This is a genomic window from Lentzea sp. NPDC060358 (genome assembly GCF_042725365.1).
GTDB lineage: Bacteria > Actinomycetota > Actinomycetes > Mycobacteriales > Pseudonocardiaceae > Lentzea.
In genome coordinates this window covers 17,580-44,142 of record NZ_JBHXCW010000043.1, presented here as the reverse complement: position 1 = coordinate 44,142, position 26,563 = coordinate 17,580, and the positions used below count along the sequence as shown (strand labels likewise).

The following is a 26,563-nucleotide window of genomic DNA, read 5'->3' as shown; positions in this document are numbered from 1 at the left end:
GTCCTCACCGGTGCCGACCCGGGGACCGCGGCGGCGAAGGCCGACGAGGTCATCACCCAAGCGCTGAACTCCGGCAAATGACGCTCGTGGCCGAGAGGCCGGTGCGGGAGACCGCGCCGGCCGCCCCGAAGCGCCGCCGGCGGCCGGTCCTGCCGTACCTGCTGATCGCGCCCACGCTGCTCGCGACCGCGTACCTGCTGCTGTACCCGCTGGTGCGCAACGTGATCATCTCGCTGCAGGAGTTCGGGCTGCCGCAGCTCGTGCGCGGCGACGCGAAGTTCGTGGGGCTCGCGAACTACGTGCGGGTGCTGTCCGACCCGGAGTTCTGGTCGGTGGTGCGCAGGACGCTGTGGTTCACCGCGATCAACGTCGTGCTGATCATGGTGCTGTCCACGCTGGTCGCCCTGCTGCTGGTGCGCCTCGGGAAGTGGCTGCGGTTCCTGGTGATGGGCGGGCTGGTGCTCGTCTGGGCGACGCCGATCATCGCCGCCACCACCGTGTTCCAGTGGCTCTTCCAGTCGCGGCTCGGCGTCGTGAACTGGGCGCTGGTCGCGCTCGGTTTCGAGGAGTACCGCGACTACACGTGGTTCGCCGACGGCGAGGCGACGTTCGGCATCCTCGTCACGCTCATCGTGTGGCAGTCGATCCCGTTCGCGGCGCTGTCGCTGTACGCGGCGATGATCACCGTGCCGCAGGAGCTGTACGAGGCCGCGCGCATCGACGGCGCCGGCGCGTGGCGGGTGTTCTCGACCATCACGTTCCCGATGTTGCGGGCCATGTTCGGCCTGATCACCTGCCTGGAGGTGATCTGGGTGGTCAAGGCGTTCGTGCAGATCTGGGTGATCAGCCAGGGCGGTCCGGGACAGGCCACGACGACGTTGCCGGTCTACGCGTTCCAGGTCGCGCAGTCGTTGCAGCGCTACGACCTCGGCGCCGCGGTGTCGATGCTCATGGTGCTGCTGCTCGTGCTCGCGCTGCTGGCGTACTTCCGCCAGCTCTACCGGCAGGAGCAGGACGCGTGATCGGCCGGATCTCCCGCACGACGGCGGCGCTCGTCATCTTCGCCGTCTCGGTGTTCCCCGTGTACTGGATGGTCCTCACGGCTTTCAAGCCCACGAAGGACATCCAGAGCGCTACGCCCACGTTCTTCCCGGCCTCGATCACGTTCGACCACTTCGGCACGGCGGTCGCGGCCAAGGGGTTCTTCTCGTTCTGGCGCAACAGCCTCGTGGTCGCCGGGGGAGCGGTGCTGCTCGCCCTGCTCGTCGCGCTGCTCGCGGCGTTCGCGGTCGCGCGGCTGAGGTGGAAGGGGTGCAAGGGCTTCATTCTCATGGTGTTCATCGCGCAGATGACGCCGTGGGAGGCGCTGCTCATCCCGATCTACGTGATCGCCAGGGACACGGGCATGCTCGACACGCTCTGGATGCTCACGCTCGTCTACTTCATGATGACGCTGCCGTTCACGATCGTGACGCTGCGCGGGTTCCTCGCGGCGATCCCGGTCGACCTGGAGGAGGCGGCGCAGGTCGACGGCTGCTCGCGCGGGGAGGCGTTCCGCAAGGTCGTGTTCCCGCTGCTCGCTCCGGGCTTGCTGGCGACGTCGCTCTTCGGGTTCATCACGGCCTGGAACGAGTTCGCGTTCGCCAACGTGCTGATCATCAAGAACCAGGACGACCGCACGCTGCCGGTCTGGCTGTCGTCGTTCAACAACACCTTCGGCACCGACTGGGGCGCCACGATGGCCGCCTCCACGCTGTTCATGCTGCCGGTGCTGCTGATCTTCGTCGTGCTGCAGGGCCGGGTGACGACCGGCATCGTCGGAGGGGCGGTGAAGGGATGATCGTTCCGCTGCCGAGCAGGGTGGTGCGGCGCAGCCGGGGGTTCACGTTCGACGCGGACACGGCCGTGCGGGTCACGCCCGGTGCGGAGAAGGCGGCGCGGCTGCTCAGGAGCCTGCTGCGGCCGGCCACCGGGCTGCCGCTGCCGATCTCCGACCACGGCCAGGTGCTGATGGCGCTCGACGCCAAGCTCGTCGGGCTCGGCGCGGAGGGCTACGCGCTGACCGTGAACGAGCACGGCGTCATGCTCCGCGCCGCGACGGCGGCCGGTCTCGCGCACGGCGTGCAGACGATCCGCCAGCTGCTGCCGGCGGAGGTCTTCCGGCCGAGCCGGGTGTCCGGTGTGGACTGGACGGTGCCGGGCGCCGACATCCGGGACGTGCCGCGGCTGCCGTGGCGCGGGTTCATGCTCGACGTCGCCCGCCACTTCCAGCCGGCGCCCGTGGTGCGGCGGTTCATCGACCTGATGGCCCTGCACAAGCTCAACGTCCTGCACCTGCACCTGACCGACGACCAGGGCTGGCGGATGCCGGTGCCGAGCCACCCGCTGCTGACCTCGGTCGGCGGCTGGCGCGCCGAGACCAACGGCGACGGCACCCCGCACGGCGGCACCTACACGCGCGCCGAACTGGAAACGCTGGTCGCGTACGCGGCCGAGCGCGGCATCCGGGTCATGCCGGAGATCGAGATGCCCGGTCACGCCCGCGCCGCGCTCGCCGCCTACCCGGACCTCGGCGTCGCACCGGAGCCGCTGCCCGTGTGGACCCGCTGGGGCATCAGCGATGCCGCGTTCGGCCTGCACGCCCTCGGGTTCGTCCACGAGGTGCTGGCCGAGGTGCTGGAGATCTTCCCCGGCGAGCACGTCCACCTCGGCGGCGACGAGTGCCTGCTGCCGTCGGACGTGCACGGCAAGTTCCTCCGCCGGGCGGGCAGGTACCTGCTCGACCGCGGGCGGATCCCGGTGGCGTGGGAACCGACGGGCGACCTCCGCTCCGTCGTGATGCCGTGGAAGGACGAGACCCAGGCCGCCGCGGCGCTGCACCGGGGCCAGCCGGTGGTGATGGCCCCGCACACCTCTACCTACCTCGACTACCCGAGGTCGGACGGCGCGCACGAACCACCCGGCCAGCCCGGGTTCGTCGTGACCACCCGCGACGTCTACGCCGTGCCGCTGCCCGACGGCGTGCTCGGTGCCCAGTGCCAGCTGTGGACCGAGCACGTCCGCACGAGAGAACACCTGGAGTACCTGGCTTTTCCCCGTCTCATCGCGCTGGCCGACACCCTCTGGTCCCAGCGCCCCGAGTGGGAGGGCTTCACCACCCGGATGCGCCTCCACTCGTCCAGGCTCGCCGAACTGTCCGTCCCTGCCGATCTGAGGAGAGAATCTTGCGAGCGCTCATAGCCGCGTCCTGCGCGGCCGTCTCCGTGATCGCGTTGGCCGTGGCACCCAGTGCCTTCGCCGCCGACGCCGTCACCGCCCAGTACCGGACCAGCGCGTCCGGAGCCACCGCCGACCAGGTCGAGCCGTGGCTCAAGCTGGTCAACAACGGCACCACCAGCGTGCCGCTGTCCGACCTGAAGGTCCGCTACTACTTCAAGAGCGAGACCCCGGACGTGGGCTACCGCTTCGCCTGCTCGTGGGCGACCCGCGGCTGCGGCAACGTCACCGGCCAGTTCGGCACCCTGACCGGCGGCCCCGCCGACCGCTACCTGGAGGTCGGCTTCACCTCCGGCGCCGGCACGCTGAACCCCGGCGCCGACACGGGTGACCTGCAGCTGCGGTTCTACCGCACCAACTGGAGCACCATCACCCAGACCGACGACTACTCGTTCCGCGCCGACAGCGGCTACTCGGCCTGGAACAAGATCACCGTCCACCGCGGCGGCACGCTGCTGTGGGGCACCGCGCCCGGCGGCACCGGCCCGACCACGACGACCACGTCGTCGACGCCGCCGAACCCCAACGGCCCCAAGATGTTCGACGACTTCGCCTACAACAACTCGAGTGACTCGCGGATCAGCCAGCGCGGCTGGACCGTCCGCTCGGGTGGCGGCGGCCCCGGCGTCCCCGGTGCCGAGTGGGACGCGTCGCGCGTGACGTTCCCGACCGTCGACGGCCAGAAGGTCCTGCGCCTGGACTCGTGGAACAACGGCTCCGCCGCCCGGCAGACCGAGCTGTACCACCAGCGCAAGTTCTTCGAGGGCACCTACGCGGCGCGGGTGAAGTTCGCCGACGCCCCGGTCTTCGGCCCGGACGGCGACCACGTCGTGCAGACGTTCTTCACCATCACCCCGCTCGACGCGCCGATGGCCCCGAACTACGGGGAGATCGACTTCGAGTACCTGCCCAACGGCGGCTGGGGCGAGCAGGGCAACATCATGTACGAGACGACCTGGGAGACCTACCAGAACGAGCCCTGGGTCGCGGACAACATCCACAACGAGCAGCGCCAGAGCTACAACGGCTGGCACGACCTGGTCTTCCAGGTCGCCAACGGCCGGGTGAAGTACTACATCGACGGCAACCTCGTCGCCGACCACGGCGACAAGTACTACCCCGAGACGCCGATGTCGATCAACTTCAACCTGTGGTTCATCTCCGGCGGCCTGCAGGGCTCGTCGGCCGAGCGGGCCTACCAGCAGGACGTGGACTACGTGTACTTCGCGAAGGACCAGGTGCTGAGCCCCGCCCAGGTGAAGACGGCGGTGCAGGACTACCGGACGGCGGGCGTCACGCACGTCGACAACGTCTGATCCGCTGAACGGCCGGGAGCGGGCGGTGGCCCGTTCCCGGCCTGGCAGGATGCACCGCGTGCGCGTGCTGATGCCCCTGCCCGACCACGACTTCGACGTCACCGAGGTCGCCGTCCCGTGGCGCCTGCTGACCGACGCGGGCCACGAGGTGGTCTTCGCGACCGAACGCGGCGGCACCCCGGCCCAGGCCGACCCCCTGCTGCTCACCGGTGTCCTCTTCGGACAGCTCGGCGCGGAGGACGAGCCCAGGCGGTTCTACGCCCAGCTGCTCGAATCAGCGGCCTACCGGGCACCGATCGCCTGGGAGGCCGTCGAGTCGGCGGACTACGACGGGCTCGTCCTGCCCGGCGGCCACGCGCCGGGAATGCGGCAGTACCTCGGTTCGACGGTGGTGCAGGACAAGGTCGCGGAGTTCTGGGCGCTGGACCGCCCGGTCGGCGCGATCTGCCACGGCCCGCTCGTGCTCGCGCGGGCCGGTGTGCTGTCGGGCCGGCGCACCACGTGCCTGCCGAAGTACCTGGAGCGCTCGGCCTTCTACCTCACGGCCTGGCGGCGCGGGCGGTACTACCGCACCTACCCGGACTACGTGCAGGACGAGGTGCTGGCGGCCGGGGCGGTGTTCGAACGCGGGCCGGTCGAGCTCTCCCGGCGCGGCACCGCGACCGACGACGGCCCGGCGTTCGTCGTGACCGACGGCAACTACGTGTCGGGGCGCTGGCCCGGTGACGCCTACCTGTTCGCGAGGACGTTCGAGGGCCTGCTCAGCTAGCCAGGACGGTCTCGCAGGTCACCTTCTCGCCCGGCGCACCGGTGACCGCGGCCAGTTGCTCGACGCCGTCCAGCAGGATCCGGCACGACAGCACCTGCTCGCCCTTCGGCGTGGCGCTCACCCGGGCCTTCTCGCCCGCGTTGATCACCACGTCGGTCGTCCACGGCAGTGGCGCGGACAGCGCGGCGGAACGCGGGACCTCCTTGCGGTAGCGGTCGGGGGACTCGGTGTAGCTCACGTCCACAGCCGTCTCCGCGGGCTGCGCGGACACCTCGTAGGTGATGGCCCAGCCCTTGCCGATCAGCGTCGTCCAGCCCCCGAAGTGGTTCACCAGAGCGACGGTTCCGCCTCCCACCACGGCCAGCACGACGAGGACCACGAGCGTTGTCTTCACAGGACCGACCGTAGAGGCAGACGGGTGCACCGGCATCGTTCGGAGGTGTGAACCGGGGGTCATCCGGAAGTACCATGCGCCAGGTACTTCTCGATGCAGTGGACCACGCCCTGCCTGCTCGCGAAGGCGGAGAAGTCCGCGAGCCGGTGGACGGTGAAACCGAGACCGGTCCAGAGCCGTTCCACCGAGTCGTCGATCACGGCGAGGTCGGCGTTCTCGCCGTGGCCGAAGGTCGGCAGGCAGACGTTGTGGCCCACCTCGGAGCTGTTCTCCACGAGGCAGTTGTTCCAGGTGATGTGGTGCCGCGGCCGGACGATGACCGTCGACCCCGTAGTGGCGCCCAGAGATGGCGTGCGCGCGGGACGGTGTGAAGTGGAGGGCGGGGTGTGGCGCGCACGGCGTGGCGTTGCGCTGGCAGGTGTGTGCGGCATGTGCCTGGCGGAGTCGGTCCGGTGCGCGCAGGCCGATGCCCGCCGTCTCACGCGAGGCCGGCACCGGCACACCCACGCGCCGGGGCTACTTGAGCAGCAGGCGCACCGTCAGTTCGAGGCGGTTCGCCACGTCCGTCGCCGTTGCCCGCCGCGTCACCCACGCGACCAGGTTCGACAGCCACACGTCGCCGATCACGCGGGCGATGGCCTTCTGCTCGTCCGTGGGCGGCTCGGAGCTCATCGCCTTCGTGAACATGCTCTCCATCAGCCACGACACGCGGTCGATCTCGGCGCCGGCGGAGGCGTCGGCGAAGGTGAACGCGCGCGTCATCGCCTCGGTGAGGTGCGGGTTGCGCTGCAGGCCGCGGGTGATCCGGCCCAGGACGAACAGGACGCGCTCGTACGGGGAGTCGCCGGGGACCGTGGTGCGGTCCATCTTCTCCTGGGCGCGCTCCAGCTCGACCGCGAGGCTCGACACGAGCAGGTGGACCTTCGACGGGAAGTAGCGGTACAACGTGCCCAGCGCGACGTCGGCGCGGTCCGCCACGGCGCGCATCTGGACGGCGTCGAACCCGCCCTTGGACGCCAGCGCGATGGTCGCGTCGACGATCCGCTTGCGCCGCTCGCGCTGGGCCACGGAGCTGAGCTCCTCGCCCGCCATCAGCGCGTCCGTGCGCGACTTCGAAGGTGACACGGAGATGATCCTCCTGGAACGTGTTGCAGCAGCCTTCCCATAGTACTCGATCGGTTTCTCGGGCATGATCTGTTGCTGGAAATAGAACACGTTCTATAAACTTCTTCATGTACTGGAGGAGGCAGCGTGCCGATCGCCACGACCGGGGAACAGCGAGCGTTGCGGGACAGCGTGGACGCGGCCAAGGGCGAGTGGGCCGATCTCGTCCGGGTCGGGTTCTTCGAGGTGACGCGGGAGGGCGGCACGGTCGCCGATCTCGCGGTGATGCTGGAGAGAGCGGCCGAGAACCTCGTGCCGGGGCCCCTGCTCCCCACGGCGCTGGTGTCGGTGCTGGTGCCGGACTTCGACGGCGTGGCCGGGTTCGGGTTCTCGCCCCGGCACGTGGTCGGCGCCACCGAGGCCACGCACGTGCTGGTCAAGACGGACAGGTGGGTGCTCGCGCCGGTCGGTGAGGTGACCGCGTTGCAGGCTGTCGACCTCTCGCGGTCGCTCGGAGCGGTGCGCCCGGGAGAGGGCCGTGAGGTCGACGACCCGACCGACCTCGCCATCACGCTGATGGCCGCCGAGGCGAGCGGTGTGGCGGCGTGGTGCCTGAACACCGCCGTGGAGTACGCGAAGCAACGGCGGCAGTTCGGGCGTGCCATCGGGTCGTTCCAGGCGGTCAAGCACCTCTGCGTGGAGATGCTGTGCCGCGCGGAGCTGGCCGGGTCGGTCGCGTGGGACGCGGCGCGCTCGGTGGGCGAGGACGAACACCCGCTGGCCGCGGCGGTCGCGGCCGCGGTCGGGTTCGACGCGGCCGTCCGCAACGCCAAGGACTGCATCCAGGTGCTCGGCGGCATCGGCTTCACCTGGGAGCACGACGCGCACCGCCACCTGCGCCGGGCGCTGGCGTTGCAGCAGCTCGCCGGCGGTGTCGCGCGGTGGCGGCAGCGGGTCGCGGAACTGGTGCTGGCGGGACGGCGCCGGTCGCTGCACGTCCGGGTCGAGTCCGATCCCGGCGTCAGGGCCCTCGCCGAGGAGATCGCCGGGCTCGACGCCGGGGCGCAACGCGAACGGCTGGCGGACACCGGTTTGCTCGTGCCGCACTGGCCGAAGCCCTACGGGCAGGACGCCGGCCCGAAGCGCCAGCTCGTGATCGACAGCGAGCTCGCCCGCGCCGGGGTGCGCAGGCCCGACCTGGTCATCGGCGGCTGGGCGGGCCCGACGATCCTGCGGCACGGGACCGCCGAGCAGCAGGAACGGTTCGTGCGGCCGACGGTGACCGGCGAGCTCACCTGGTGCCAGCTCTTCAGCGAACCGGAGGCGGGGTCGGACCTGGCGTCGCTGCGCACCAGGGCCGTCCGCGCGGACGGCGGCTGGCGGCTCACCGGGCAGAAGGTGTGGACCTCGCTCGCGCACCAGGCCGACTGGGCGATCTGCCTGGCCCGCACGAATCCCGATGTCCCCAAGCACAAGGGCATCACGTACTTCCTGGTCGACATGCGCTCGCCAGGCGTCGACGTGCGGCCGTTGCGGGAGATCACCGGCGACGCGCGGTTCAACGAGGTCTTCCTCGACGACGTGTTCGTGCCGGACGACTGCGTGGTCGGCGCGGTGGACGACGGCTGGCGCCTCGCCCGCACCACGCTCGCGAACGAACGCGTCGCGATGGGGTCCGCGCTGGGCGAGCCGCTGGAACAGGTTCTGACTTCGCCCGCCGCGTCCGACCACCCGGAACGGCTGGGTGCGCTGGTGGCGCAGGGGCTCGCGGTGTCGGTGCTCGATCTGCGCGCGAGCCTGCGGGTGCTGGACGGGCAGGAGCCCGGCGCGGAGTCGAGCGTGCGCAAGCTGGTCGGCGTGCGGCAGCGGCAGGACGTGGCGGAGCTCGCCGTCGACCTGCTCGGGCCGGACGCGGCGGTGGACGGCGACCTGGTCCACGAGTTCCTGCTGACCCGCTGCCTGAGCATCGCGGGCGGGACGACGCAGGTGCTGATGAACCTCGCCGGCGAACGGATTCTGGGTCTACCGAGGGAGCCCTGATGGATTTCGAGCTCGACGAGACCCAGCGGGAGATCGCGGCCCTCGCGGCCGGCGTGCTGGGCAGGGAGGGCGACGCGCCCTGGAAGGCCCTGGGGGAGGCGGGGTTGCTGGCCCTCGCCGTTCCGGAACGACTCGGCGGGGACGGGCTCGGCGTCCTGGAGACGGCCGTGTTGCTCACCGAGGTCGGGCGCAGAGCGGCGGACGTGCCGGCCTTCGCGACCCTCGCGCTGGGCGTGCTGCCGATCGTGCACCACGGGACGCCGGAGCAGCAGGACGCGGTGCTGCCGCTGGTGACCGAGCAGCACGGCGTGCTGACCGCGGCGCTCAGCGAACCGTCCGCACCGCTGCCCGGCACACCGGGCACGACCGCGGGGCCGGACGGGATCACCGGCGTGAAGATCAACGTCCCGTACGCCGCCGAGGCGCAGCGGATCCTCGTCAGCACCGACGGCGGGGTGTTCGTCGTGGACCCGGCACAACCGGGTGTGTCCGTCGAGGGTGCGACCGTGCGGTTCGAGAACGCGCGGGGCGAACCGCTCGGCGAGGGTGCGGCCGCCGACCTGCGCCGTTTCGCCCTGGCCGGAGCCTGCGCCGTGGCGGACGGCGTGCTGGGGGGAGCGCTGGAGCTGACGGTGGCGCACGTCGGCACGCGGCACCAGTTCGGCAAGCCGCTCGCGACCTTCCAGACCGCGGCCTGCCTGGTCGCGGACGTCTACATCGCCTCCCGCACGCTGCACCTGGCCGCCCTCACGGCCTGCTGGAGCCTCGACGACGACGATCTGGACACCGCCGCCTACTGGCTCGCCGCCGAGGCCCTGCCGGCCGTCCACACGTGCCACCACCTGCACGGCGGGCTCGGCCTCGACATCACCTACCCGATGCACCGGTACTACGGCATCGCCAAGGAGCTGACGCGGTTCGTCGGCGGAGTGGAGCACCGCTTGGGGGCCATCGATGTTCATTGACCTCACGGCAGACCAACGGAAACTGCGCGACGAGCTGCGCGAGTACTTCGCCGGCGTCATGACGGCCGGCGAACGCGAGGCCATGCTCACCGAACGGCACGGCGAGACCTACCGCGAGCTGGTCCGCAGGCTCGGCCGCGACGGCCGGCTCGGCGTCGGCTGGCCGAAGGAGTTCGGCGGGCTCGGGTTCGGGCCGGTCGAGCAGCAGATCTTCGTCAACGAGGCCGCGCGCGCCGACGTGCCGCTGCCGTACGTGACGCTGCAGACCGTCGGGCCGACCCTGCAGACCTACGGGACGCAGGAGCAGAAGGACTTCTTCCTGCCGAAGATCCTGAGCGGGGACCTGCACTTCGCCATCGGCTACACCGAACCGGAGGCGGGCACCGACCTGGCGGCGTTGCGCACCAGGGCGGTGCGCGAGGGCGACCAGTACGTCGTCAACGGCCAGAAGATCTTCACCACGGGCGGCCACGACGCGGACTACGTCTGGCTGGCCTGCCGGACGGGGACACCGGACTCGCGGCACAGGGGCATCACGATCCTCATCGCCGACACCCGGGACCCCGGCTACTCGTGGACGCCGATCATCACCTGCGACGGCGCGCACCACGTCAACGCCACCTACTACAACGACGTGCGGGTGCCCGAGACCCGCCGGGTCGGCGAGGAGAACAGGGGCTGGCGGCTGATCACCACCCAGCTCAACCACGAACGCGTCATGCTCGGCCCGTCCGGGCGGATCGGCGCGCTCGTGGAACGCGTCCACGCCTGGGCTTGCGAGCGGAAGCTCCTCGGCGAACCGGACGTGCGCAGGGCACTGGCCGAGGCGCGGGCCGTGGTGCGGGTGAACGAGCTGCTCAACTGGCAGGTGTCGAGCGGGGAGCTGGAGGTCGCGGACGCCAGTGCCACCAAGGTCTTCGCCGCCGACCGGACCCAGCGCGTCGGCAGGCTGCTGGAGGAGCTGGTCGGCCGCCACGGCGCACCGGAGGAACTCGTGCGCTGGCTCGACGTGCAGGCGCGGCGCAACCTCGTGCTGACCTTCGGCGGCGGGGTGCAGGAGATCCAGCGCGAGCTGATCGCGAACATCGGACTGGGACTGCCACGGGTGGTGCGATGATCGACATCGAGAAGGAGGCCGCGCGCGTCGCCGAACAGGGCGAGTCGGCACCGCGGCTGGCACGGGACCCGGTCAACCAGCCGATGATCAACAACTGGCTGGAGGCCATCGGCGACGAGCACCCCGGTTACGACGGCGTCGCGCCACCGGCGATGGTCCAGGTGTGGACGATGGGCGGGCTGCGCGGCCAGCGCACGCTGGACGACCCGCTCGGGCAGATGATGAAGATCCTCGACGAGGCCGGGTACACCTCCGTCGTCGCCACCAACAGCGACCAGACCTACCACCGGTACCTGGAGGTCGGCGAGCACCTGTCGGTGACGACGAGGCTCGAGGACGTGACCGGTCCGAAGAGGACCGGACTGGGCGAGGGCTGGTTCGTCACGACCCGCAGCACCTGGTACGTCGGGGACGAACCGGTGGCGGAGATGCGGTTCCGGGTGCTCAAGTTCCGGCCCGCCGCGACACCGGAACCGGTCGCGGAGACCCCGAAGGCGCAGGCGATCCGCCCGGCGGTCAACCGCGACACCGAGTACTTCTGGGAGGGCACCCGGCAGGGCGAGCTGCGCATCCAGCGCTGCGGCGGCTGCGGCCTGCTGCGCCACCCGCCGGGCCCGATGTGCCCGGAATGCGGTGCCACGAAGCCGAAGTACCTGGTCTCGGACGGCAACGGCGTGATCTACAGCTACGTCGTGCACCACCACCCGCAGGTGCCGGGCAGGCAGACGCCGTTCGTGATCGCCCTGGTCGAGCTGGACGAGGGCGTGCGGATGCTCGGCGAACTGGACGGGGAACCCGCCATCGGGCAACGGGTCGAGGTCGTGTTCACGAGGGTCGACGAGGAGTTGACGATGTTCGGCTGGAGGCCCCGTGCGGATCGGTGACTCCCTGCCCGAGTGGCACGTCGAGGCCACACCGACGTTCGTGATCAGCACCGCGCTGGCCACGCGCGACTTCCAGGACGTCCACCACGACCGCGACCTCGCGATCCGGCGCGGGTCCAAGGACATCTTCGTCAACATCCTCACCACGACCGGGCTCGTGCAGCGGTACGTCACGGACTGGGCGGGCCCGGAGGCGTTGGTGCGCCAGGTGAACATCCGGCTCGGCGCGCCCTGCTTCGCCTACGACACGCTGAAGTTCTTCGGCCAGGTCGTCGGGCGCGAGGAGCAGGACCTGACCGTCGAGGTCGTCGGCAGGACCGCGCACGGCGACCACGTCACCGGGACCGTGAGGATCGAGGTGCCCGCGTGACCGCCGTGATCGCCGGGATCGGCGCGACCGACTTCTCGAAGGACTCGTGCCGCAGCGAGCTCCAGCTGGCCGCCGAGGCCGTCCGGGCCGCGTTGGACGACGCCGGCCTGCAACCATCCGATGTGGACGGCCTGGTCAGCTTCACCATGGACACCAACGCCGAGATCGCCGTCGCGCGCGAGCTGGGCGTCCCGGAGCTGACGTTCTTCAGCCGCGTGCACTACGGCGGCGGCGCGGCGTGCGCGACCGTCCAGCAGGCCGCGATGGCCGTCGAGACCGGCGCGGCGAAGGTGGTGGTCTGCTACCGCGCGTTCAACGAGCGGTCGGGCCACCGGTTCGGGCAGGTGCAGACCGCGGCCGCCGCGAACATCGACAACAGCTGGTCGTACCCGATGGGCCTGGGCACGCCGGCGGCGATGGTCGCGATGTTCGCCCGCCGGTACATGCACGAGTACGGCGCGACGTCCGAGGACTTCGGGCGGATCGCGGTGATCGACCGCAAGCACGCCGCCACGAACCCGCACGCGTGGTTCCACGGCCGGCCGATCACCCTCGACGACCACCAGGCGTCGCGCTGGATCGCGGAACCGTTGCGGCTGCTGGACTGCTGCCAGGAGAGCGACGGGGGAGTGGCGCTGGTCGTCACGTCGGCCGAACGGGCCCGCGACCTGCCCGCCGAGCCCGCGCACATCCGGGCGGCGACCCAGGGCAGCGGCGCCGACCAGTTCACGATGACGAGCTACTACCGCGACGACCTGACCCGCCTCCCCGAGATGGGCGTGGTGGCGCGGGGGCTGTGGGAGAAGTCCGGCATCGGCCCGTCCGACGTGGACGTGGCCGTGCTCTACGACCACTTCACGCCGTTCGTGCTGGTCCAGCTGGAGGAACTGGGCTTCTGCGGGCGGGGCGAGGCCAAGGACTTCGTCGCGTCCGGCGCGCTGGAGCTCGACGGCGCGCTGCCGCTCAACCCGCACGGCGGCCAGCTCGGCGAGGCCTACCTGCACGGCATGAACGGCATCGCCGAGGGCGTCCGGCAGATCCGGGGCACCGCGGTCAACCAGGTCTCAGGCGTCGAGCACGTCCTGGTCACCGCCGGCACCGGCGTCCCGACCAGCGGGCTGGTGCTCGGCCAGGGATAGCACCGCGTCCGCGAGAACGGGACGGTCGCCGGCCGAGGTCAGCACGACCAGCTGGCGACCGTCCCGCCACACCCGTGTGGTCAGGGTTTCGCCCGGGAACACCACACCCGCGAACTTCGCCGCGAACGACGACACCTGCTCCGGCCCGTCCAGCACCGCGTCGATCACGGCCTTGCACACGACCCCGTACGTGCACAGCCCGTGCAGGATCGGCCGGTCGAACCCGGCGCGCCGGGCGAACTCCGGGTCGGCGTGCAGGGGGTTGCGGTCGCCGCACAGCCGGTACAGGTGGGCCTGCTGCGGCAGGGTCGGCGTCTCGATCACGAAGTCCGGCTCGCGCTCGGGCAGCTCGACCCCGCCCGACGGCCCGCGGTCGCCGCCGAACCCGCCCTCGCCGCGGGCGAAGATGCTCGACCGGGTCGTGAACAGCGCGGTCCCGTCCGGGGTCACGGCCGTGGCCTCCTGGACGATCACCGCCGCCTTGCCCTTGTCCCAGACGTCCGAGATCCGCGTCCGCAGCACGGCCTTGCCCTCGGCGGGCAGCGGCGAGTGCACGGTGATCTCCTGCGTGCCGTGCAGCACCCGTGCGAGGTCGACGTCCACACCGGGGAACGACACGACGGGCGGCGCGGTCTCGTGGAACCGCGGCGCGACGACCCCGAACGTCGGCAGCACCCGCAGCCCCTGCTCGTAGACGTACCGCAGCTCCGTGGCGCCCAGCGCGAGGTGGTAGAGCAGCACGTCGGAGTGCGTCCAGGCGAACTCGACCTCGGGCAGCTCCGCCCCGATCGCGACGGACGGGTCGATCGGCATCCTGCACCCCTCACTCGTAGGTGATCTTCACCGTGTCGGTGACCGGGACCGACTGGCACGCCAGCACGATGCCGTCGGCGATGTCCTCGGAGTCGAGCACGTCGTTGGCGAGCATCTTGACCTCGCCCTCGACCAGCCGGCACGCGCACGCGCTGCACGCGCCCTCCCGGCAGGAGTAAGGCGCGTCGAGCCCCTTGTCCAGCAACAGGTCGAGCAGCTTCGTCCGCGCGGGCCACGGGAACCGGTGCTGCTCGCCGTCGAGCGAGACCTCGACGACGGCGTCCGGGAGGTCGCCGGCCACCGGCTCCACGGACGTGAACGGGTCGCCGGACAGCGAGACGAACTTCTCGATGTGCAGGACCGGGACGTCGTGCAACGCCTTGCGCACGGCCTCCATGAACGGCGCCGGTCCGCACACGAACGCCTCGTCGCAGGGCCGGGCGAACGCCCGCAACCCGTGCGGCAGTCCCTGCACCGACTCCAGCCAGTGCACGACGGTCAGCCGGTCCGGGTGCGCCCGCGCCAGCGCGTCCAGCTCGCGCGCGAAGATCACCGAGTCCTCGTCCCGGTTGGCGTAGAACAGGAACACCCGCCCGGTGCCGCCGAACAGCACGGCCCGGATGATCGACATGACCGGGGTGATGCCGCTGCCCGCGGCGAAGGCGAGCAGCGACCCGTCCAGTGACGACGGCGTGAAGACCCCGGCGGGCGCCAGCACGTCCAGCTCCGTGCCGGGCCGCACCTCGGAACACATCCACGCGGACCCGTACCCGTCCGGCGTGCGCTTGACGGTGATCTTCAGCGGCTCGCCCGGCGCGCTGGACAGCGAGTAGCAGCGCGCCACCTCGCCCGCCCGCACGGTCAGGAACTGACCCGGCCGCGGCGTGAAGTCCGCCCCGGACAACACGAACGAGCGCGCGTCCGCGGTCTCCTCGACCACCTCGTCGACCCGCAGCCGGTGCACCTCAGCCATCGGCGACCTCCAGCGTCCCGTCGCGCACGGCCTTCTCGATGCTGTCGCGCAACCGCAGGCAGGTCCGCACGAGCGCGGCCCGCCGCCCGCACAGCTCGGGGCAGTCGCGGGTGTCGGAGAGCCACTGCACGCTCGTGTGCTGCGGGCTGTTCTTCCTGACCAGCACCTGGTTGCCGCAGTCGCACCCGACCGGGACCATCCCGCCGCGCAGGAACTCGTCGCGCTCGCTCACGGCAGAGCCGATTCCTGGGACTCCTGCCGGGCCAGGTTCTCCGCGACCTCCTTCTCCCACACCTCCACCGCGCGGCTGGTGTCGACCTCGAACTCGAAACGCCGCACCATGTCGTCGCTGACGTCCTCGACGTCGACGTAGAACTGCTCGTACCAGCGCCGCAGCTGGTAGACCGGCCCGTCCTCCTCGCACAGCAGCGGGTTGTCGACGCGCGACTTGTTCTGCCAGATCTCCACGTCCTGCAGGAACCCCACGCCGATGCCCCGCGCGAACTTCGCCGCGATCTTGTCGGCGTGCTCGTCGTCGACACCGGGCAGCTTCTTCACGATCGCGCCCCACTGCAGGCGGAACGAGTTCGGCGAGATCGGGTAGTGGCAGTTGATCAGGACCGTCTCGATCTCCAGGCCCTTGTAGTCGTTCCACAGGTAGTCGATCATGTACGACGGTCCGTGGTACGCGGCCTCCGACCGCACCTCCACGTCACCGGTGTAGTTCGAGCCCATCGCGACGTCCGGGCGCCCGCGCGTGGTCAGGAACTGCGAGGCGACATGGCCCTCCAGCACGTTCTTGAAGTACGTCGGGAACGCGAAGTGGATGTAGAAGAAGTGGGCCATGTCGACGACGTTGTCGATGATCTCGCGGCAGTTCGCGCCGTCGATCACGACCGAGTCCCAGGTCCAGTTGCTCCACTCGTCGCTGAAAGCGGCGTCGATGCGCGGGATCGTGACGTTCTCCGGCGGAGGGTTGCCCTGTGGGTCGTTCCAGACGAAGAGCTGTTTGTTCTCCTCCAGCGTGGTCCACGACCGGGTGCGGGCGCGCAGCGGGACCCGCTTGGCGTAGGGGATGTCGACGCACCGGCCGTTGCCCGCCCAGCGCCAGTCGTGGAACGGGCAGGCGATGGTGTTGCCCTTGACCGTGCCCTGGGTGAGGTCGCCGCCCATGTGCCGGCAGTAGCCGTCGAGCACGTTGATCTCGCCGTCCTCGGTCGCGAAGACCACGAGCTTGGTGCCGAACGCCTCGATCGCGTGCGGCTTGCCGTCGCGGAAGCTGGAAGCGAGGCCGAGGCAGTGCCAGCCGCGCGCGAACCGCGCGGGAGGTGCGCCGGTGTCGATCGTGCGTACGGCGTCCTGCGTCATGACGTTCCTCCAGAGATGTCGAGTCCGGCGAGGTGTCCGAACGTCATCGCCGGTCCGAGGGTCGCGCCCGCGCCCGCGTAGGTGTGTCCCATGACGGACGCGCTGGTGTTGCCCGCGGCGTAGAGGCCCTCGACGACCGTGCCGTCCTCGCGCAGCACCCGTGCGCGTTCGTCGGTGCGCAGCCCGCCCTTGGTGCCGAGGTCGCCGGGCACGATCTTCACCGCGTAGAACGGCCCGGTGGTCAGCGGCGCGAGGTTGGGGTTGGGGTGGTTGCGCGGGTCGCCGTAGTAGCGGTCGTACGCGCTGTCGCCGCGGCGGAAGTCGGTGTCCCTGCCGTCCACGGTCATGGTGTTGAAGTGCCGGACGGTCTCGGTGAGCTCCGGCAGGTCGGCCTCCTGGGCCAGCTCCTCCAGGCTGGGCGCGGTGAGGACCGCGTCCTTCCAGCGCCGGGGGAGCGGGCGGCGCGGCGGGATGCCGCAGAACGGGTAGCGGCTGCGGTAGCCGTGGTCGAAGACGAGCCACGTGTCGCCGGTCATCGCGTTGACCACGTCGATGTAGGGTGCGGCCTCGTTGACGAACCGGCGGCCGGTCTTGTCGACGAGCACGCAGCCCGGCAGGGAGCGTTCCGCCAGCAGGAAGAACGGGCCGCGCGGCAACGGCACCGACGGTCCCCACCACGCCTCGTCCATCAGCCCGACGGCCGCGCCCGCGCGGACACCGGCCTCGATGCCGTCGCCGGTGTTGGCCTTCGCGCCGACCGTCCACTCCGTACCGATGTCCTGGTGCTGCTTGCGCATCCGCTCGTTGTTCTCGAACCCGCCCGCGGCCAGGACCACGTTCTTCGCCGTGATGATCGTGTCACCGGCGACGATTCCCGCGACCCGGCCGTTCTCGAAGTGCAGGTCGGTCATCGGCGTGTTCAGCCTGACCTCGACGTGCAACGCCTTCAGCCCCGCCCGCAGGCCCGCGACGAGCGCCTGGCCCATGGTGAGGCGCCGGCCCGGCAGGAAGCGGCGGGCGAAGACCTTGGCCGCGGTGAGCAGGCCCCGCGGGTGGCGGCCGATCAGGGTGAGCCAGCGGTAGTCGGTCTGGGTGATCACGATGCCCGCCGGGGTGGGCACGTACGGCGGTTCGAGGTCCTCGACCTCCTCGCCCAGCAGCTTCGTGTTGAACGGCAGCGGTTCGACCGAGCGGCCGCGCGGCTGCCCGCCCGGCGCCTCGGGGTAGTAGTCGGCGTACTCGCGGACCCAGCGGAACTTCAGCGGCGTGTGCTCGACGACGAACGCGAGCATGTCCGGGCCGCCCCGCAGGAACGCCTCCCGCAGCTCGGCCGGCACCTCCGGGGCGATGTGCGCCAGGTACGTGCTGGCCTGCTGCGGCGAGTCCGGCACGCCGTTCGCCGCCACGACGGCGTTGTTCGGCACCCAGATGCCGCCGCCGGAGCGCGCCGTCGACCCGCCGTAGTGCGCGGCCTTCTCGACGACGAGGGTCCGCAGGCCGTGCTGAGCGGTGCAGAGTGCGGCTGTCATACCTGCCGCGCCACTGCCGACGACGATCACGTCGTACATCGCACCTCCCCGATGCTCGGACTAGAACAGGTTATAGTTTCGAGCGGGTTTGGCGCTATGGTGTAGGAGTTCCAGGCAAGTCAGGACGCCGAGAACCTGTTTCTGGAGGGTTGCGTGGAGGTCACCGCGGACGTGGTCGTCGTCGGCTTCGGTGCGGCCGGCGCGTGCGCCGCCATCGAGGCCGCGGCGGCCGGTGCGTCCGTGGTCGTGCTGGACCGGTTCGCCGGAGGAGGCGCGACCGCGCTGTCCGGCGGTGTCGTGTACGCGGGCGGCGGGACGCGGCAGCAGGTCGAGGCCGGTGTCGCCGACTCGGTCGACGCGATGGAGGCCTACCTGCGGACCGAGGTGCGCGACGCGGTGTCCGCGGCGACGCTGCGCCGGTTCTGCGAGGACAGCGCGGCGATGCTGGCCTGGCTCGAGGACCAGGGCGTGCCGTTCGACAGCCGCCTGGCGCCGTTCAAGACCTCCTACCCGACCGACGACTTCTACCTCTACCAGTCCGGCAGCGAGGACGCGTGGCCCGACCCGGCCCCGCGCGGGCACCGGACCAGGGCGAAGGGCACGTCCGGCAAGCTCTTCTTCGCCCGGCTGGCCGAAGCCACCCGGAGGGCGGGTGTGCGAGTCCTGTCGCAGACGCGGGCGACCGGGCTGATCACGACGGACGGCCGGGTGACGGGCGTCCGGTGCGGCACGCTCACCGGGCTGCCGAAGGCCGTGCACGGACTGCTGTCCAGGGCCGGCGCCAAGCCGTGGCTCTACCACCCGCCGCTCGGCAGGAGGCTGTTCGGGCTGGCGGCCCGGGTGGAACGGTTCAGCCGCCCGCTGACGGTGACGGCGCGGAAGGGCGTGATCATCTGCGCCGGCGGCTTCATCGCCAACCGGCCGCTGGTGCACGAGAACGCGCCGATGCACCGCGGTGGCCTCGCCCTCGGCACGCCCGGCGACGACGGCGCCGGGATCCAGCTCGGCGTCGCCGCCGGGGGGACGACCGCGCGGATGGACAAGGTCTCGGTGTGGCGGTTCGTCACGCCGCCCAGCGCGTTGCAGCGCGGGGTCCTGGTCGACGCCGACGGCAGGTCGTTCGGCGACGCGACCCGGTACGGCGCGGCCATCGGCGACGAGATCGTCCGGCGCGGCGGCAGGGCGTGGCTGCTCGTCGACGACGACGTCCTGCGCGTGGCGCGGGCGCAGGTGAAGTCGCAGACGGCGCCGTTCCAGCGGTGGCAGGTCCGCCACCTGCTGCACCGCGGCCTGGTCACCGCGCCCACCGTCGAGGAGGTCGCCGCCAAGGCCGGGATCGGCGTGCCCGAACCGGTGGGCGTGCCGCCGTACTCGTTGATCGACGTGTCCGTGCGCGCCGGCTTCGGCTACCCCTGCCCGATGCTCACGCTCGGAGGACTCGTCGTGGACGAGGACACCGGCCGGGTGCGCGGCGTTCCCGGGCTGTACGCGGCGGGGCGGTCCGCGGTGGGGGTGTGCTCGGAGTCCTACGTCAGCGGCCTCGCGCTCGCCGACTGCGTCTTCTCCGGCCGCAGGGCAGGACATCACGTTGTGAAGGAGGCGAGGTGCTGACCACGCAGAACCGGGAGGCGGCCGCCGAGCTGCTGAGGACGGCGGAACGCGACCGCGTGCCGATCAAGCCGCTCGTCGAGCTGTACCCCGGGATCGACGTCGTCGACGCGTACGAGATCCAGCTGCTCAACGTCCGGCACCGCAACCGCGACGTGATCGGCCACAAGGTCGGCCTGTCGTCGCTCGCGATGCAGAAGATGATGGGCGTCGACGAACCCGACTACGGCCACCTGCTCGACGACATGCAGCTGCACGGCACCGCGGACGCCTCGGCGTACCTGTTCCCGCGGGTCGAGGTGGAGATCGCGTTCGTGCTGGCCCACGACCTGCCCGGCGAGGGCTGCACGGTCGAGGACGTCCTCGCCGCGACCGACTTCGTCGCCCCGGCCATCGAGCTGATCGACAGCCGGATCGAGAACTGGCGGATCGGCCTGCAGGACACCATCGCGGACAACGCCTCGTCGGCCGGGTTCGTGCTGGGCCACGAGCGCGTGCGTCCGTCCGAACTGGACATCGGCGCGGTGGAGGCCACGTTGCGCCGCAACGGTGAGGTGGTCGCCGAGGGCCGGGGCGACGCCGTGCTGGGTGACCCGGCGATCGCCGTCGCGTGGCTCGCGGAGAAGGTCGCGGGCTTCGGCGTCCGGCTGCTCGCGGGCGACATCGTGCTGCCCGGGTCGTGCACGCGCGCCATCGACGCGAGGCCCGGGGACGAGTTCCACGCCGAGTTCGCCGGACTCGGTGTCGTAGACCTGAAGTTCGAACAGGGGTGACTGCGTGAAGGCGGCCATCGTCGGCTCCGGCAACATCGGCACCGATCTGCTCCACAAGCTCCAGCGCTCGTCCCTGCTGGAACCGCGCTGGATGGTGGGCATCGACCCGGCCAGCGAGGGCCTGCGGCGGGCGGCGTCGGCGGGGCTCGACGTCTCGGTCGACGGCGCGGAGTGGTTGCTGCGCCAGGACGAACTGCCCGACATCGTGTTCGAGGCGACGTCCGCGGCGGTGCACCGGGCCAACGCCCCGCGCTACGCCGAGGCGGGCATCCGGGCGGTCGACCTGACACCGGCGGCGGTCGGGCCGTACGTCGTGCCGCCCGTCAACCTCGGCGAGCACGCGGACGCGCCCAACATCAACCTGATCACGTGCGGCGGCCAGGCCACGATCCCGATGGTGCACGCGGTGTCGCGGGTCGTCCCCGTGTCGTACGCGGAGATCGTCGCGAGCGTGGCGTCGGTGTCGGCCGGACCGGGCACGCGCGCGAACATCGACGAGTTCACCCGCACGACCAGCCACGGCATCGAGGCGATCGGCGGCGCGGAACGCGGCAAGGCGATCATCGTGCTCAACCCGGCCGACCCGCCGATGATCATGCGCGACACCATCTTCTGCGCCGTGCCCGAGCACATCGACCCGGACCCGGTCACCGACTCGATCGCGCGGATGGAGGCGGAGGTCCAGGCCTACGTGCCCGGTTTCCGGCTGCTGCGCGAGCCCCAGTACGACACCGGCCGGGTCGCGATCTTCGTGGAGGTCGCGGGAGCGGGCGACTTCCTGCCGGAGTACGCCGGGAACCTCGACATCATGACGGCCGCCGCGACCAAGGTGGGGGAGGAGATCGCCCGTGCAGCAGCTGCGGCTGACCGACACGTCACTGCGTGACGGCTCGCACCACAAGCGGCACCAGTTCACGGCCGAGGACGTGCGCTCGATCGTCGCGGCGCTCGACGGCGCCGGGGTGCCGGTCATCGAGGTCACGCACGGCGACGGGCTGGGCGGGTCGTCGTTCAACTACGGCTTCAGCCGCACACCCGAGCAGGAACTGATCAAGGTCGCGGTGGCGACCGCCCGGCAGGCCAGGATCGCCGTGCTGATGCTGCCCGGCGTCGGGGTGAAGGACGACATCCTGGTGTCGCAGGACAACGGCGCCTCGATCGTCCGGATCGCCACGCACTGCACCGAGGCCGACGTGTCCGTGCAGCACTTCCAGCTGGCACGGGACCGCGGCCTGGAAACCGTCGGTTTCCTGATGATGGCGCATTCGCAGCCACCGGAGGCGCTGGCGAAGCAGGCGCGGATCATGGCCGACGCCGGCTGCCAGTGCGTCTACGTCGTCGACTCGGCCGGAGCCCTCGTCCTGGAACAGGTGTCGGACCGGGTCGCCGCGCTGGTGGCCGAGCTCGGCGACGACGCCCAGGTCGGCTTCCACGGGCACGAGAACCTCGGGCTGAGCGTCGCGAACTCCGTGGCCGCCGCCCGGGCCGGCGCGAAGCAGATCGACGGCAGCGTGCGCGGGTTCGGTGCGGGAGCGGGGAACACGCCGCTGGAAGCGTTCGTGGGCGTCTGCGACAAGCTCGGGTTCTCCACCGGCGTCGACTTCTTCAAGATCGTGGACGCGGCCGAGGACGTCGTGCGGCCCGTCATGCCCGAGGAGTGCCTGCTCGACCGGATGGCGCTGATGATGGGTTACGCGGGCGTCTACTCGAGCTTCCTCAAACACGCCTACACCCAGGCCGAGCGCTACGGCGTGTCCGGCGCGCAGATCCTCGTCCGCGCGGGCGAGCGCAAGCTCGTCGGCGGCCAGGAGGACCAGCTGATCGACATCGCACTGGAGCTGAGCAGGGAGAAGGTCCGATGAGCGAGGAGATCCTCGGCAAGGTGCGGGAACTGCTGCCCGCGCTCGCCGACCGCGCGCCGGAGGCGGAGGAGCTGCGCAGGGTGCCGCCGGAGACGGTGAAGGCGTTGCAGGAGACCGGTTTCTTCCGGATGCTGCAACCCGCCCGGTACGGCGGGTTCGAGTCGCACCCGCTCGACTTCTACGCCGCGGTCCGGCTGATCGGCAGCGCGTGCGGGTCGACGGGCTGGGTCGCGTCCGTGCTGGGCGTGCACCCGTGGCACGTCGGCCTGTTCGACGACCGCGCGCAGCGGGAGGTCTTCGGCGAGGACCAGGACACCCGGATCTCCTCCTCCTACGCGCCGACGGGTCGTGCGACGGCGGTCGAGGGCGGGTTCCGGTTCAGCGGCAAGTGGAGCTTCTCCTCCGGCTGCGACCACGCCACGTGGGTGCTGCTCGGCGGCCTCGTGATGAACGACGAGGGCAAGCCGGTCGACTTCCGCACGTTCCTGCTGCCCATCTCCGACTACACGATCAACGACGTGTGGGACACGGTCGGGCTGCGCGGCACGGGCAGCAACGACATCGTCGTGGACGACGTGTTCGTGCCCGAGCACCGGGCGCTGAGCATGGCGCACACCGCGCGGTGCGTCTGCCCCGGCCAGGAGGTCAACCCGGGCCCGTTGTTCCGCATGCCGTACGGCACGATCCACCCGTACGCCGTCACCGCGCCGATCATCGGCATGGCGACCGGCGCGTACGCCCTGCACGTCGACGCCACCCGCGAGCGCGTGCGCGCCGCCTACCTGGGCGAGAAGTCGGTGGAGGACCCGTTCGCGCAGGTCAGGATCGCGAACGCGGCGGCCGACATCGACGTCGCCTGGTGGACGCTGGAGAAGGACATCACCGAGGAGTGGGCGCACGCCGTGGCCGGCACGAAGATCCCGGTCGACCTGCGCCTGCGGGCCCGGCGCGACCAGGTGCTGGGCAGCGGGCGGGCGCTCGGCGCGATCGACCTGCTCTTCGAGAGCGCGGGCGGCAAGGCGATCAACGCGGGCCTGCCGCTGCCCCGGTTCTGGCGCGACGCGCACGCCGCACGGGTGCACGCGGGCAACGACCCGGAGCGCGTTCTCGTGCTGTACGGCAAGAACGAGCTCGGCATCCAGGTCCGCGACGGGCTCTTCTGAGGAGCGTTGATGAGCGTGCGACTGCACTACCACGAAGCGGGCGCGGGCAACGCCGAGACGCTGGTCATGCTGCACGGCGGCGGGCCCGGCGCGTCGGCGATGAGCAACTTCCGTGCGAACGTCCCGGTGTTCGCCAAGTCGTTCCGCGTCCTCGCCGTCGACCTGCCCGGCTACGGCCAGTCCGACAAGCCAGCCGAGCACGACCAGTACTTCTCCTTCGCCTCACGGGCTTTGAAGGACCTGCTCGACGAGCTGGGGGTCGAACGGGCCCACGTCCTCGGCAACTCGCTCGGGGGCGGCACGGCGGTCCGGTTCGCGCTGGACAACGGGAAACGCGCCGGCCGGCTCGTGCTGATGGGACCGGGCGGGCTGTCGGTGAACGTGTTCGCGCCCGACCCGACCGAGGGTGTGCGCAAGCTCAGCGCGTTCGCGAGGACACCCACGCGGGAGAAGATCGAGGAGTTCCTGCGGATCATGGTGTTCGACCAGTCGCTGATCACCGAGGAGTTGATCGACGAACGGTTCGAGGCGGCGCGGCAGCCGGAGTCGCTGCGGGCGATGGCCGCGCTCGGCAGGTCGTTCTCCGGCCCCGACTTCGAGCAGGGCATGCTCTGGCGCGAGGCCTACAGGCTGCGGCAGCGGGTGCTGCTGGTGTGGGGCCGCGAGGACCGCGTGAACCCGCTCGACGGCGCGTTGCTCGCGACGAAGCTGATCCCGCGCGTGCAGCTGCACGTGTTCGGCGGGTGCGGGCACTGGGCGCAGCTCGAGAAGTTCGACGAGTTCAACAGGCTCGCCCTCGATTTCCTGACGGAGGCGTGATGGGCATCCGATCACTGGGGTACCTGCGGATCGAGGCCACCGACCTCGGCCGGTGGCGCGAGTTCGGGCTGAAGGTCCTCGGCATGGTGGAGGGCAAGGAGTCCACCCCCGGCGCGCTGTACCTGCGGATGGACGACTTCCCGGCGCGGCTCGTGATCGTGCCGGGCGAGCGGGACCGGTTGCAGGCCTCCGGCTGGGAGGCCGCGACCGAGGCCGAGCTGGAGGAGGTCGCGAAACGGCTGGCCTCGGCCGGCGTCGCCTACGTCGAGGGCACGGCGCAGGAGCTCGCCGAGCGCCGGGTGACCGGGCTGATCCGGTTCGAGGACCCGTCCGGCAACGCGCTGGAGGTCTTCCACGGCGCCGCGCTGGAGCACCGGCGGGTGGTCTCGCCGTACGGGCACCGGTTCGTGACGCAGGAACAGGGCCTCGGGCACGTCGTGCTGTCCACTTCGGACGACGAGGCCGCGCTGCACTTCTACCGCGACGTGCTCGGCTTCCGGCTGCGCGACTCGATGCGCCTGCCGCCGCAGCTGCTCGGCAGGCCGGCCGACGGCCCCCCGGCGTGGCTGCGGTTCTTCGGCTGCAACCCGCGCCACCACAGCCTCGCGTTCCTGCCGATGCCGACGCCGAGCGGGATCGTGCACCTGATGGTCGAGGTCGAGAACACCGACGACGTCGGACTGACCCTGGACAGGGCGATCCGGCGCAAGGTGCCGATGTCGGCGACTCTGGGCCGGCACGTGAACGACCTGATGCTGTCGTTCTACATGAAGACGCCCGGCGGGTTCGACGTGGAGTTCGGCTGCGAGGGCCGGCAGGTGGACGACGAGGACTGGATCGCCCGGGAGAGCACGGCGGTGAGCCTGTGGGGACACGACTTCAGCGTTGGCCACCAGAAGTGACGCGGCCGGAAGCAGCGGCCCGCTACCGGTCGGTCCTCGGCCACTTCTGCACCGGGGTGACCGTGGTGACCGGCATGTCGCCGGACGGCCCGGTCGGGTTCGCCTGCCAGGCCTTCGCGGCGCTGTCGCTCGACCCGCCGCTGGTGCTGTTCTGCCCGCAACGGACGTCGCGCAGCTGGGCCGCGATGGCGGGCGCCGGTGCGTTCTGCGTGAACGTGCTGGCCGAGGACCAGCGCGAGGTGTCGACGGTGTTCGGCAAGGCGGGCGCCGACAAGTTCGCGGGCGTGCCCTGGACGCCGTCGGCCACCGGTGCCCCGGTGCTCGACGGCTCCCTCACGTGGGTCGACTGCCAGGTCTCGGCCGTGCACGACGCGGGCGACCACCACCTGGTGATCGGCTCGGTCGTGGAGCTCGGACCCGTGCGCGACGCGCAGCCGCTGCTGTTCTACCGCGGCCGCTACGCCGTGCACGCCGAGCTGGACCCGCGCGGCTGGTCCGGTGAGGTGCTCGACAACCTCATGACCTGGCAGCGGCAGTCAGAGTGGAGCTGACGCCGTGACCCTCCAGACACCGCCCGGGATGTGCACCTCGCCGTCGCGCACGAACTCGCGGAACTCGCCGAGGACCGACTCCAGCAACGGCCCGCGCTCGGCCTCCGGCGCCGCGCGCAGGGCGCGGGCGACCGGCCCCATGTTGCTCAGGTACGGCGTCAGCAGCTCCTCCGGCATCGTGCAGGTCCGGTCCTGCGCCTCGATCTCGACGCCGGTCCAGCCGCCGCCCTCGAGGATCTCGCGCGTCCGCTGCGGGACGGCGAACGAGAACGGCCCCGGGCCGTCCGGGTCCGGTGCGGGCGCGTCGGGCAGCAGCGAGGCGGCGACCCGGGACGCGGTCGTCATGAACGGGTTCTCCCCGGCCGTCCGCCAGGTGATGAAGCACAGCTCGCCACCGGCCGCGGTGGCGCGCCGCAGGTTGGCGAACGCGGCGACCGGGTCGTCGAAGAACATCACCCCGAACCGGGACACGACCAGGTCGAAGGTCCGGTCGAAGGAGTGGACCTGCGCGTCGGCGCGCAGGAACTCGGCCTGGCCGTGCTCGCGCGCGGCGGCCAGCATCGACTCGGAGATGTCGATGCCAACACACCGCGCGCCCGTGGCCTCCGCGATCGCCCTGGTCGTGCCGCCGGTGCCGCACCCCACGTCGAGGACCCTCTCACGCGGCCGGCGCGTCGCCGCCTCCACGAGCAGGTCCTGGTACGGCCGCAGCACCCGCGCCACGACGTCCTGGACGTGCGCCCACCCGTGGCCCGCGGTGTTCCAGAAGGCCGCCTGCTCGCTGTTCGTCTCCGCTGTCATGCTCCTACCGTCCTGCTTCAAGTCGGC

General features: G+C 71.2%; 28 protein-coding genes. 19 read left to right on the top strand and 9 right to left on the bottom strand.

Features of this window, described 5'->3' with window-relative positions:
- The first annotated feature begins 77 nt into the window (after positions 1-77).
- Genes ACFWGZ_RS12690 through ACFWGZ_RS12670 form a run of 5 tightly spaced genes read left to right on the top strand, consistent with a single transcriptional unit; the run spans position 78 to position 5,361 of the window.
- Positions 78-1,022: a carbohydrate ABC transporter permease gene (locus tag ACFWGZ_RS12690; RefSeq protein WP_382451618.1), complete on the top strand. Its 945-nt coding sequence runs from the start codon at positions 78-80 to the stop codon at positions 1,020-1,022.
- Complete coding sequence (locus tag ACFWGZ_RS12685; protein ID WP_382451617.1) at positions 1,019-1,840, top strand: carbohydrate ABC transporter permease; 822 nt, start codon at positions 1,019-1,021, stop codon at positions 1,838-1,840. The genes ACFWGZ_RS12690 and ACFWGZ_RS12685 overlap by 4 nt, the downstream gene beginning before the upstream one ends.
- Complete coding sequence (locus ACFWGZ_RS12680) at positions 1,837-3,240, top strand: beta-N-acetylhexosaminidase (RefSeq protein ID WP_382451616.1); 1,404 nt, start codon at positions 1,837-1,839, stop codon at positions 3,238-3,240. Before ACFWGZ_RS12685 ends, ACFWGZ_RS12680 begins: the two co-directional genes overlap by 4 nt.
- Positions 3,225-4,592, top strand: a complete 1,368-nt coding sequence (locus ACFWGZ_RS12675; RefSeq protein ID WP_382451615.1) for a cellulose binding domain-containing protein — start codon at positions 3,225-3,227, stop codon at positions 4,590-4,592. Before ACFWGZ_RS12680 ends, ACFWGZ_RS12675 begins: the two co-directional genes overlap by 16 nt.
- 58 nt (positions 4,593-4,650) lie before the next feature.
- A complete protein-coding gene (locus ACFWGZ_RS12670; protein WP_382451614.1) occupies positions 4,651-5,361 on the top strand; it encodes a type 1 glutamine amidotransferase domain-containing protein in 711 nt (236 codons plus the stop codon).
- Here ACFWGZ_RS12670 and ACFWGZ_RS12665 read toward each other — a convergent pair.
- The 3 genes from ACFWGZ_RS12665 to kstR form a co-directional block, all read right to left on the bottom strand.
- Positions 5,354-5,755, bottom strand: coding sequence for a hypothetical protein (locus tag ACFWGZ_RS12665; RefSeq protein WP_382451613.1), 402 nt, complete (start codon positions 5,753-5,755; stop codon positions 5,354-5,356). The genes ACFWGZ_RS12670 and ACFWGZ_RS12665 overlap by 8 nt on opposite strands.
- A 59-nt stretch (positions 5,756-5,814) precedes the next feature.
- Positions 5,815-6,030 (bottom strand): hypothetical protein, encoded by a 216-nt coding sequence (locus tag ACFWGZ_RS12660; RefSeq protein WP_382451612.1) that lies wholly within the window; start codon positions 6,028-6,030, stop codon positions 5,815-5,817.
- A 241-nt stretch (positions 6,031-6,271) separates the two neighbouring features.
- Positions 6,272-6,847: a cholesterol catabolism transcriptional regulator KstR gene (gene kstR / locus ACFWGZ_RS12655; protein WP_382451620.1), complete on the bottom strand. Its 576-nt coding sequence runs from the start codon at positions 6,845-6,847 to the stop codon at positions 6,272-6,274.
- A 159-nt stretch (positions 6,848-7,006) separates the two neighbouring features.
- Between kstR and ACFWGZ_RS12650 the strand changes: the two genes are divergently transcribed.
- From ACFWGZ_RS12650 to ACFWGZ_RS12625, 6 genes are read left to right on the top strand one after another with little or no spacing between them, the layout of a single operon-like run.
- Positions 7,007-8,899, top strand: a complete 1,893-nt coding sequence (locus ACFWGZ_RS12650) for an acyl-CoA dehydrogenase family protein (protein WP_382451611.1) — start codon at positions 7,007-7,009, stop codon at positions 8,897-8,899.
- The gene (locus ACFWGZ_RS12645) at positions 8,899-9,864 is read left to right on the top strand and encodes an acyl-CoA dehydrogenase family protein (protein ID WP_382451610.1); all 966 of its coding nucleotides are present in this window, start codon (positions 8,899-8,901) and stop codon (positions 9,862-9,864) included. The genes ACFWGZ_RS12650 and ACFWGZ_RS12645 overlap by 1 nt, the downstream gene beginning before the upstream one ends.
- Positions 9,854-10,981 carry an acyl-CoA dehydrogenase family protein gene (locus ACFWGZ_RS12640; RefSeq protein ID WP_382451609.1) on the top strand — a complete coding sequence of 376 codons (1,128 nt, stop codon included), beginning with the start codon at positions 9,854-9,856 and terminating at the stop codon, positions 10,979-10,981. Before ACFWGZ_RS12645 ends, ACFWGZ_RS12640 begins: the two co-directional genes overlap by 11 nt.
- Positions 10,981-11,865: a bifunctional MaoC family dehydratase N-terminal/OB-fold nucleic acid binding domain-containing protein gene (locus tag ACFWGZ_RS12635; protein WP_382451619.1), complete on the top strand. Its 885-nt coding sequence runs from the start codon at positions 10,981-10,983 to the stop codon at positions 11,863-11,865. Before ACFWGZ_RS12640 ends, ACFWGZ_RS12635 begins: the two co-directional genes overlap by 1 nt.
- On the top strand, positions 11,852-12,235 hold the full coding sequence (locus tag ACFWGZ_RS12630) for a MaoC family dehydratase (protein ID WP_382451608.1): 384 nt from the start codon (positions 11,852-11,854) through the stop codon (positions 12,233-12,235). The genes ACFWGZ_RS12635 and ACFWGZ_RS12630 overlap by 14 nt, the downstream gene beginning before the upstream one ends.
- Positions 12,232-13,374 carry a lipid-transfer protein gene (locus ACFWGZ_RS12625; protein ID WP_382451607.1) on the top strand — a complete coding sequence of 381 codons (1,143 nt, stop codon included), beginning with the start codon at positions 12,232-12,234 and terminating at the stop codon, positions 13,372-13,374. The genes ACFWGZ_RS12630 and ACFWGZ_RS12625 overlap by 4 nt, the downstream gene beginning before the upstream one ends.
- Here ACFWGZ_RS12625 and ACFWGZ_RS12620 read toward each other — a convergent pair.
- From ACFWGZ_RS12620 to ACFWGZ_RS12600, 5 genes are read right to left on the bottom strand one after another with little or no spacing between them, the layout of a single operon-like run.
- On the bottom strand, positions 13,300-14,187 hold the full coding sequence (locus tag ACFWGZ_RS12620) for a MaoC/PaaZ C-terminal domain-containing protein (protein ID WP_382451606.1): 888 nt from the start codon (positions 14,185-14,187) through the stop codon (positions 13,300-13,302). The genes ACFWGZ_RS12625 and ACFWGZ_RS12620 overlap by 75 nt on opposite strands.
- Positions 14,188-14,197: 10 nt before the next feature.
- Positions 14,198-15,160, bottom strand: a complete 963-nt coding sequence (locus ACFWGZ_RS12615) for a 2Fe-2S iron-sulfur cluster-binding protein (protein ID WP_382451605.1) — start codon at positions 15,158-15,160, stop codon at positions 14,198-14,200.
- Positions 15,153-15,392 carry a hypothetical protein gene (locus tag ACFWGZ_RS12610; protein ID WP_382451604.1) on the bottom strand — a complete coding sequence of 80 codons (240 nt, stop codon included), beginning with the start codon at positions 15,390-15,392 and terminating at the stop codon, positions 15,153-15,155. The genes ACFWGZ_RS12615 and ACFWGZ_RS12610 overlap by 8 nt, the downstream gene beginning before the upstream one ends.
- On the bottom strand, positions 15,389-16,528 hold the full coding sequence (locus ACFWGZ_RS12605) for a Rieske 2Fe-2S domain-containing protein (RefSeq protein WP_382451603.1): 1,140 nt from the start codon (positions 16,526-16,528) through the stop codon (positions 15,389-15,391). The genes ACFWGZ_RS12610 and ACFWGZ_RS12605 overlap by 4 nt, the downstream gene beginning before the upstream one ends.
- Positions 16,525-18,096 (bottom strand): FAD-dependent oxidoreductase, encoded by a 1,572-nt coding sequence (locus tag ACFWGZ_RS12600; RefSeq protein WP_382451602.1) that lies wholly within the window; start codon positions 18,094-18,096, stop codon positions 16,525-16,527. The genes ACFWGZ_RS12605 and ACFWGZ_RS12600 overlap by 4 nt, the downstream gene beginning before the upstream one ends.
- A 114-nt stretch (positions 18,097-18,210) precedes the next feature.
- Here ACFWGZ_RS12600 and ACFWGZ_RS12595 point away from each other — a divergent pair, with 114 nt between their 5' ends.
- The 8 genes from ACFWGZ_RS12595 to hsaB are packed head-to-tail and all read left to right on the top strand — an operon-like array spanning position 18,211 to position 25,735.
- Positions 18,211-19,668, top strand: a complete 1,458-nt coding sequence (locus ACFWGZ_RS12595) for an FAD-binding protein (RefSeq protein WP_382451601.1) — start codon at positions 18,211-18,213, stop codon at positions 19,666-19,668.
- Positions 19,662-20,438 carry a 2-keto-4-pentenoate hydratase gene (locus ACFWGZ_RS12590; protein WP_382451600.1) on the top strand — a complete coding sequence of 259 codons (777 nt, stop codon included), beginning with the start codon at positions 19,662-19,664 and terminating at the stop codon, positions 20,436-20,438. Before ACFWGZ_RS12595 ends, ACFWGZ_RS12590 begins: the two co-directional genes overlap by 7 nt.
- 4 nt (positions 20,439-20,442) lie before the next feature.
- Positions 20,443-21,324, top strand: coding sequence for an acetaldehyde dehydrogenase (acetylating) (locus ACFWGZ_RS12585; RefSeq protein WP_382451599.1), 882 nt, complete (start codon positions 20,443-20,445; stop codon positions 21,322-21,324).
- A complete protein-coding gene (gene dmpG, locus ACFWGZ_RS12580) occupies positions 21,287-22,300 on the top strand; it encodes a 4-hydroxy-2-oxovalerate aldolase (protein ID WP_382451598.1) in 1,014 nt (337 codons plus the stop codon). Before ACFWGZ_RS12585 ends, dmpG begins: the two co-directional genes overlap by 38 nt.
- Positions 22,297-23,463, top strand: a complete 1,167-nt coding sequence (gene hsaA, locus ACFWGZ_RS12575; protein ID WP_382451597.1) for a 3-hydroxy-9,10-secoandrosta-1,3,5(10)-triene-9,17-dione monooxygenase oxygenase subunit — start codon at positions 22,297-22,299, stop codon at positions 23,461-23,463. The genes dmpG and hsaA overlap by 4 nt, the downstream gene beginning before the upstream one ends.
- 9 nt (positions 23,464-23,472) lie before the next feature.
- Entirely contained in the window at positions 23,473-24,282 is an 810-nt protein-coding gene (gene hsaD / locus ACFWGZ_RS12570) for a 4,5:9,10-diseco-3-hydroxy-5,9,17-trioxoandrosta-1(10),2-diene-4-oate hydrolase (RefSeq protein WP_382451596.1), read from the top strand.
- Entirely contained in the window at positions 24,282-25,184 is a 903-nt protein-coding gene (hsaC, locus tag ACFWGZ_RS12565) for an iron-dependent extradiol dioxygenase HsaC (RefSeq protein WP_382451595.1), read from the top strand. The genes hsaD and hsaC overlap by 1 nt, the downstream gene beginning before the upstream one ends.
- Positions 25,181-25,735 carry a 3-hydroxy-9,10-secoandrosta-1,3,5(10)-triene-9,17-dione monooxygenase reductase subunit gene (gene hsaB, locus ACFWGZ_RS12560; RefSeq protein WP_382451594.1) on the top strand — a complete coding sequence of 185 codons (555 nt, stop codon included), beginning with the start codon at positions 25,181-25,183 and terminating at the stop codon, positions 25,733-25,735. The genes hsaC and hsaB overlap by 4 nt, the downstream gene beginning before the upstream one ends.
- Here the strand turns inward: hsaB and ACFWGZ_RS12555 are convergent.
- Positions 25,721-26,536 (bottom strand): class I SAM-dependent methyltransferase, encoded by an 816-nt coding sequence (locus ACFWGZ_RS12555; protein ID WP_382451593.1) that lies wholly within the window; start codon positions 26,534-26,536, stop codon positions 25,721-25,723. The genes hsaB and ACFWGZ_RS12555 overlap by 15 nt on opposite strands.
- Between the last annotated feature and the right edge of the window lie 27 nt (positions 26,537-26,563).

Excerpts from the sequence above, each read along its gene's own strand:
- ACFWGZ_RS12690 (WP_382451618.1), top strand. The coding sequence starts at position 78 with ATGACGCTCGTGGCCGAGAGGCCGGTGCGGGAGACCGCGCCGGCCGCC.
- ACFWGZ_RS12680 (WP_382451616.1), top strand. The coding sequence starts at position 1,837 with ATGATCGTTCCGCTGCCGAGCAGGGTGGTGCGGCGCAGCCGGGGGTTC.
- kstR (WP_382451620.1), bottom strand. The coding sequence starts at position 6,847 with ATGGCGGGCGAGGAGCTCAGCTCCGTGGCCCAGCGCGAGCGGCGCAAG.
- ACFWGZ_RS12645 (WP_382451610.1), top strand. The coding sequence starts at position 8,899 with ATGGATTTCGAGCTCGACGAGACCCAGCGGGAGATCGCGGCCCTCGCG.
- ACFWGZ_RS12640 (WP_382451609.1), top strand. The coding sequence starts at position 9,854 with ATGTTCATTGACCTCACGGCAGACCAACGGAAACTGCGCGACGAGCTG.
- ACFWGZ_RS12620 (WP_382451606.1), bottom strand. The coding sequence starts at position 14,187 with ATGCCGATCGACCCGTCCGTCGCGATCGGGGCGGAGCTGCCCGAGGTC.
- ACFWGZ_RS12615 (WP_382451605.1), bottom strand. The coding sequence starts at position 15,160 with ATGGCTGAGGTGCACCGGCTGCGGGTCGACGAGGTGGTCGAGGAGACC.
- ACFWGZ_RS12605 (WP_382451603.1), bottom strand. The coding sequence starts at position 16,528 with ATGACGCAGGACGCCGTACGCACGATCGACACCGGCGCACCTCCCGCG.
- ACFWGZ_RS12600 (WP_382451602.1), bottom strand. The coding sequence starts at position 18,096 with ATGTACGACGTGATCGTCGTCGGCAGTGGCGCGGCAGGTATGACAGCC.
- hsaA (WP_382451597.1), top strand. The coding sequence starts at position 22,297 with ATGAGCGAGGAGATCCTCGGCAAGGTGCGGGAACTGCTGCCCGCGCTC.
- hsaD (WP_382451596.1), top strand. The coding sequence starts at position 23,473 with ATGAGCGTGCGACTGCACTACCACGAAGCGGGCGCGGGCAACGCCGAG.
- hsaC (WP_382451595.1), top strand. The coding sequence starts at position 24,282 with ATGGGCATCCGATCACTGGGGTACCTGCGGATCGAGGCCACCGACCTC.
- ACFWGZ_RS12555 (WP_382451593.1), bottom strand. The coding sequence starts at position 26,536 with ATGACAGCGGAGACGAACAGCGAGCAGGCGGCCTTCTGGAACACCGCG.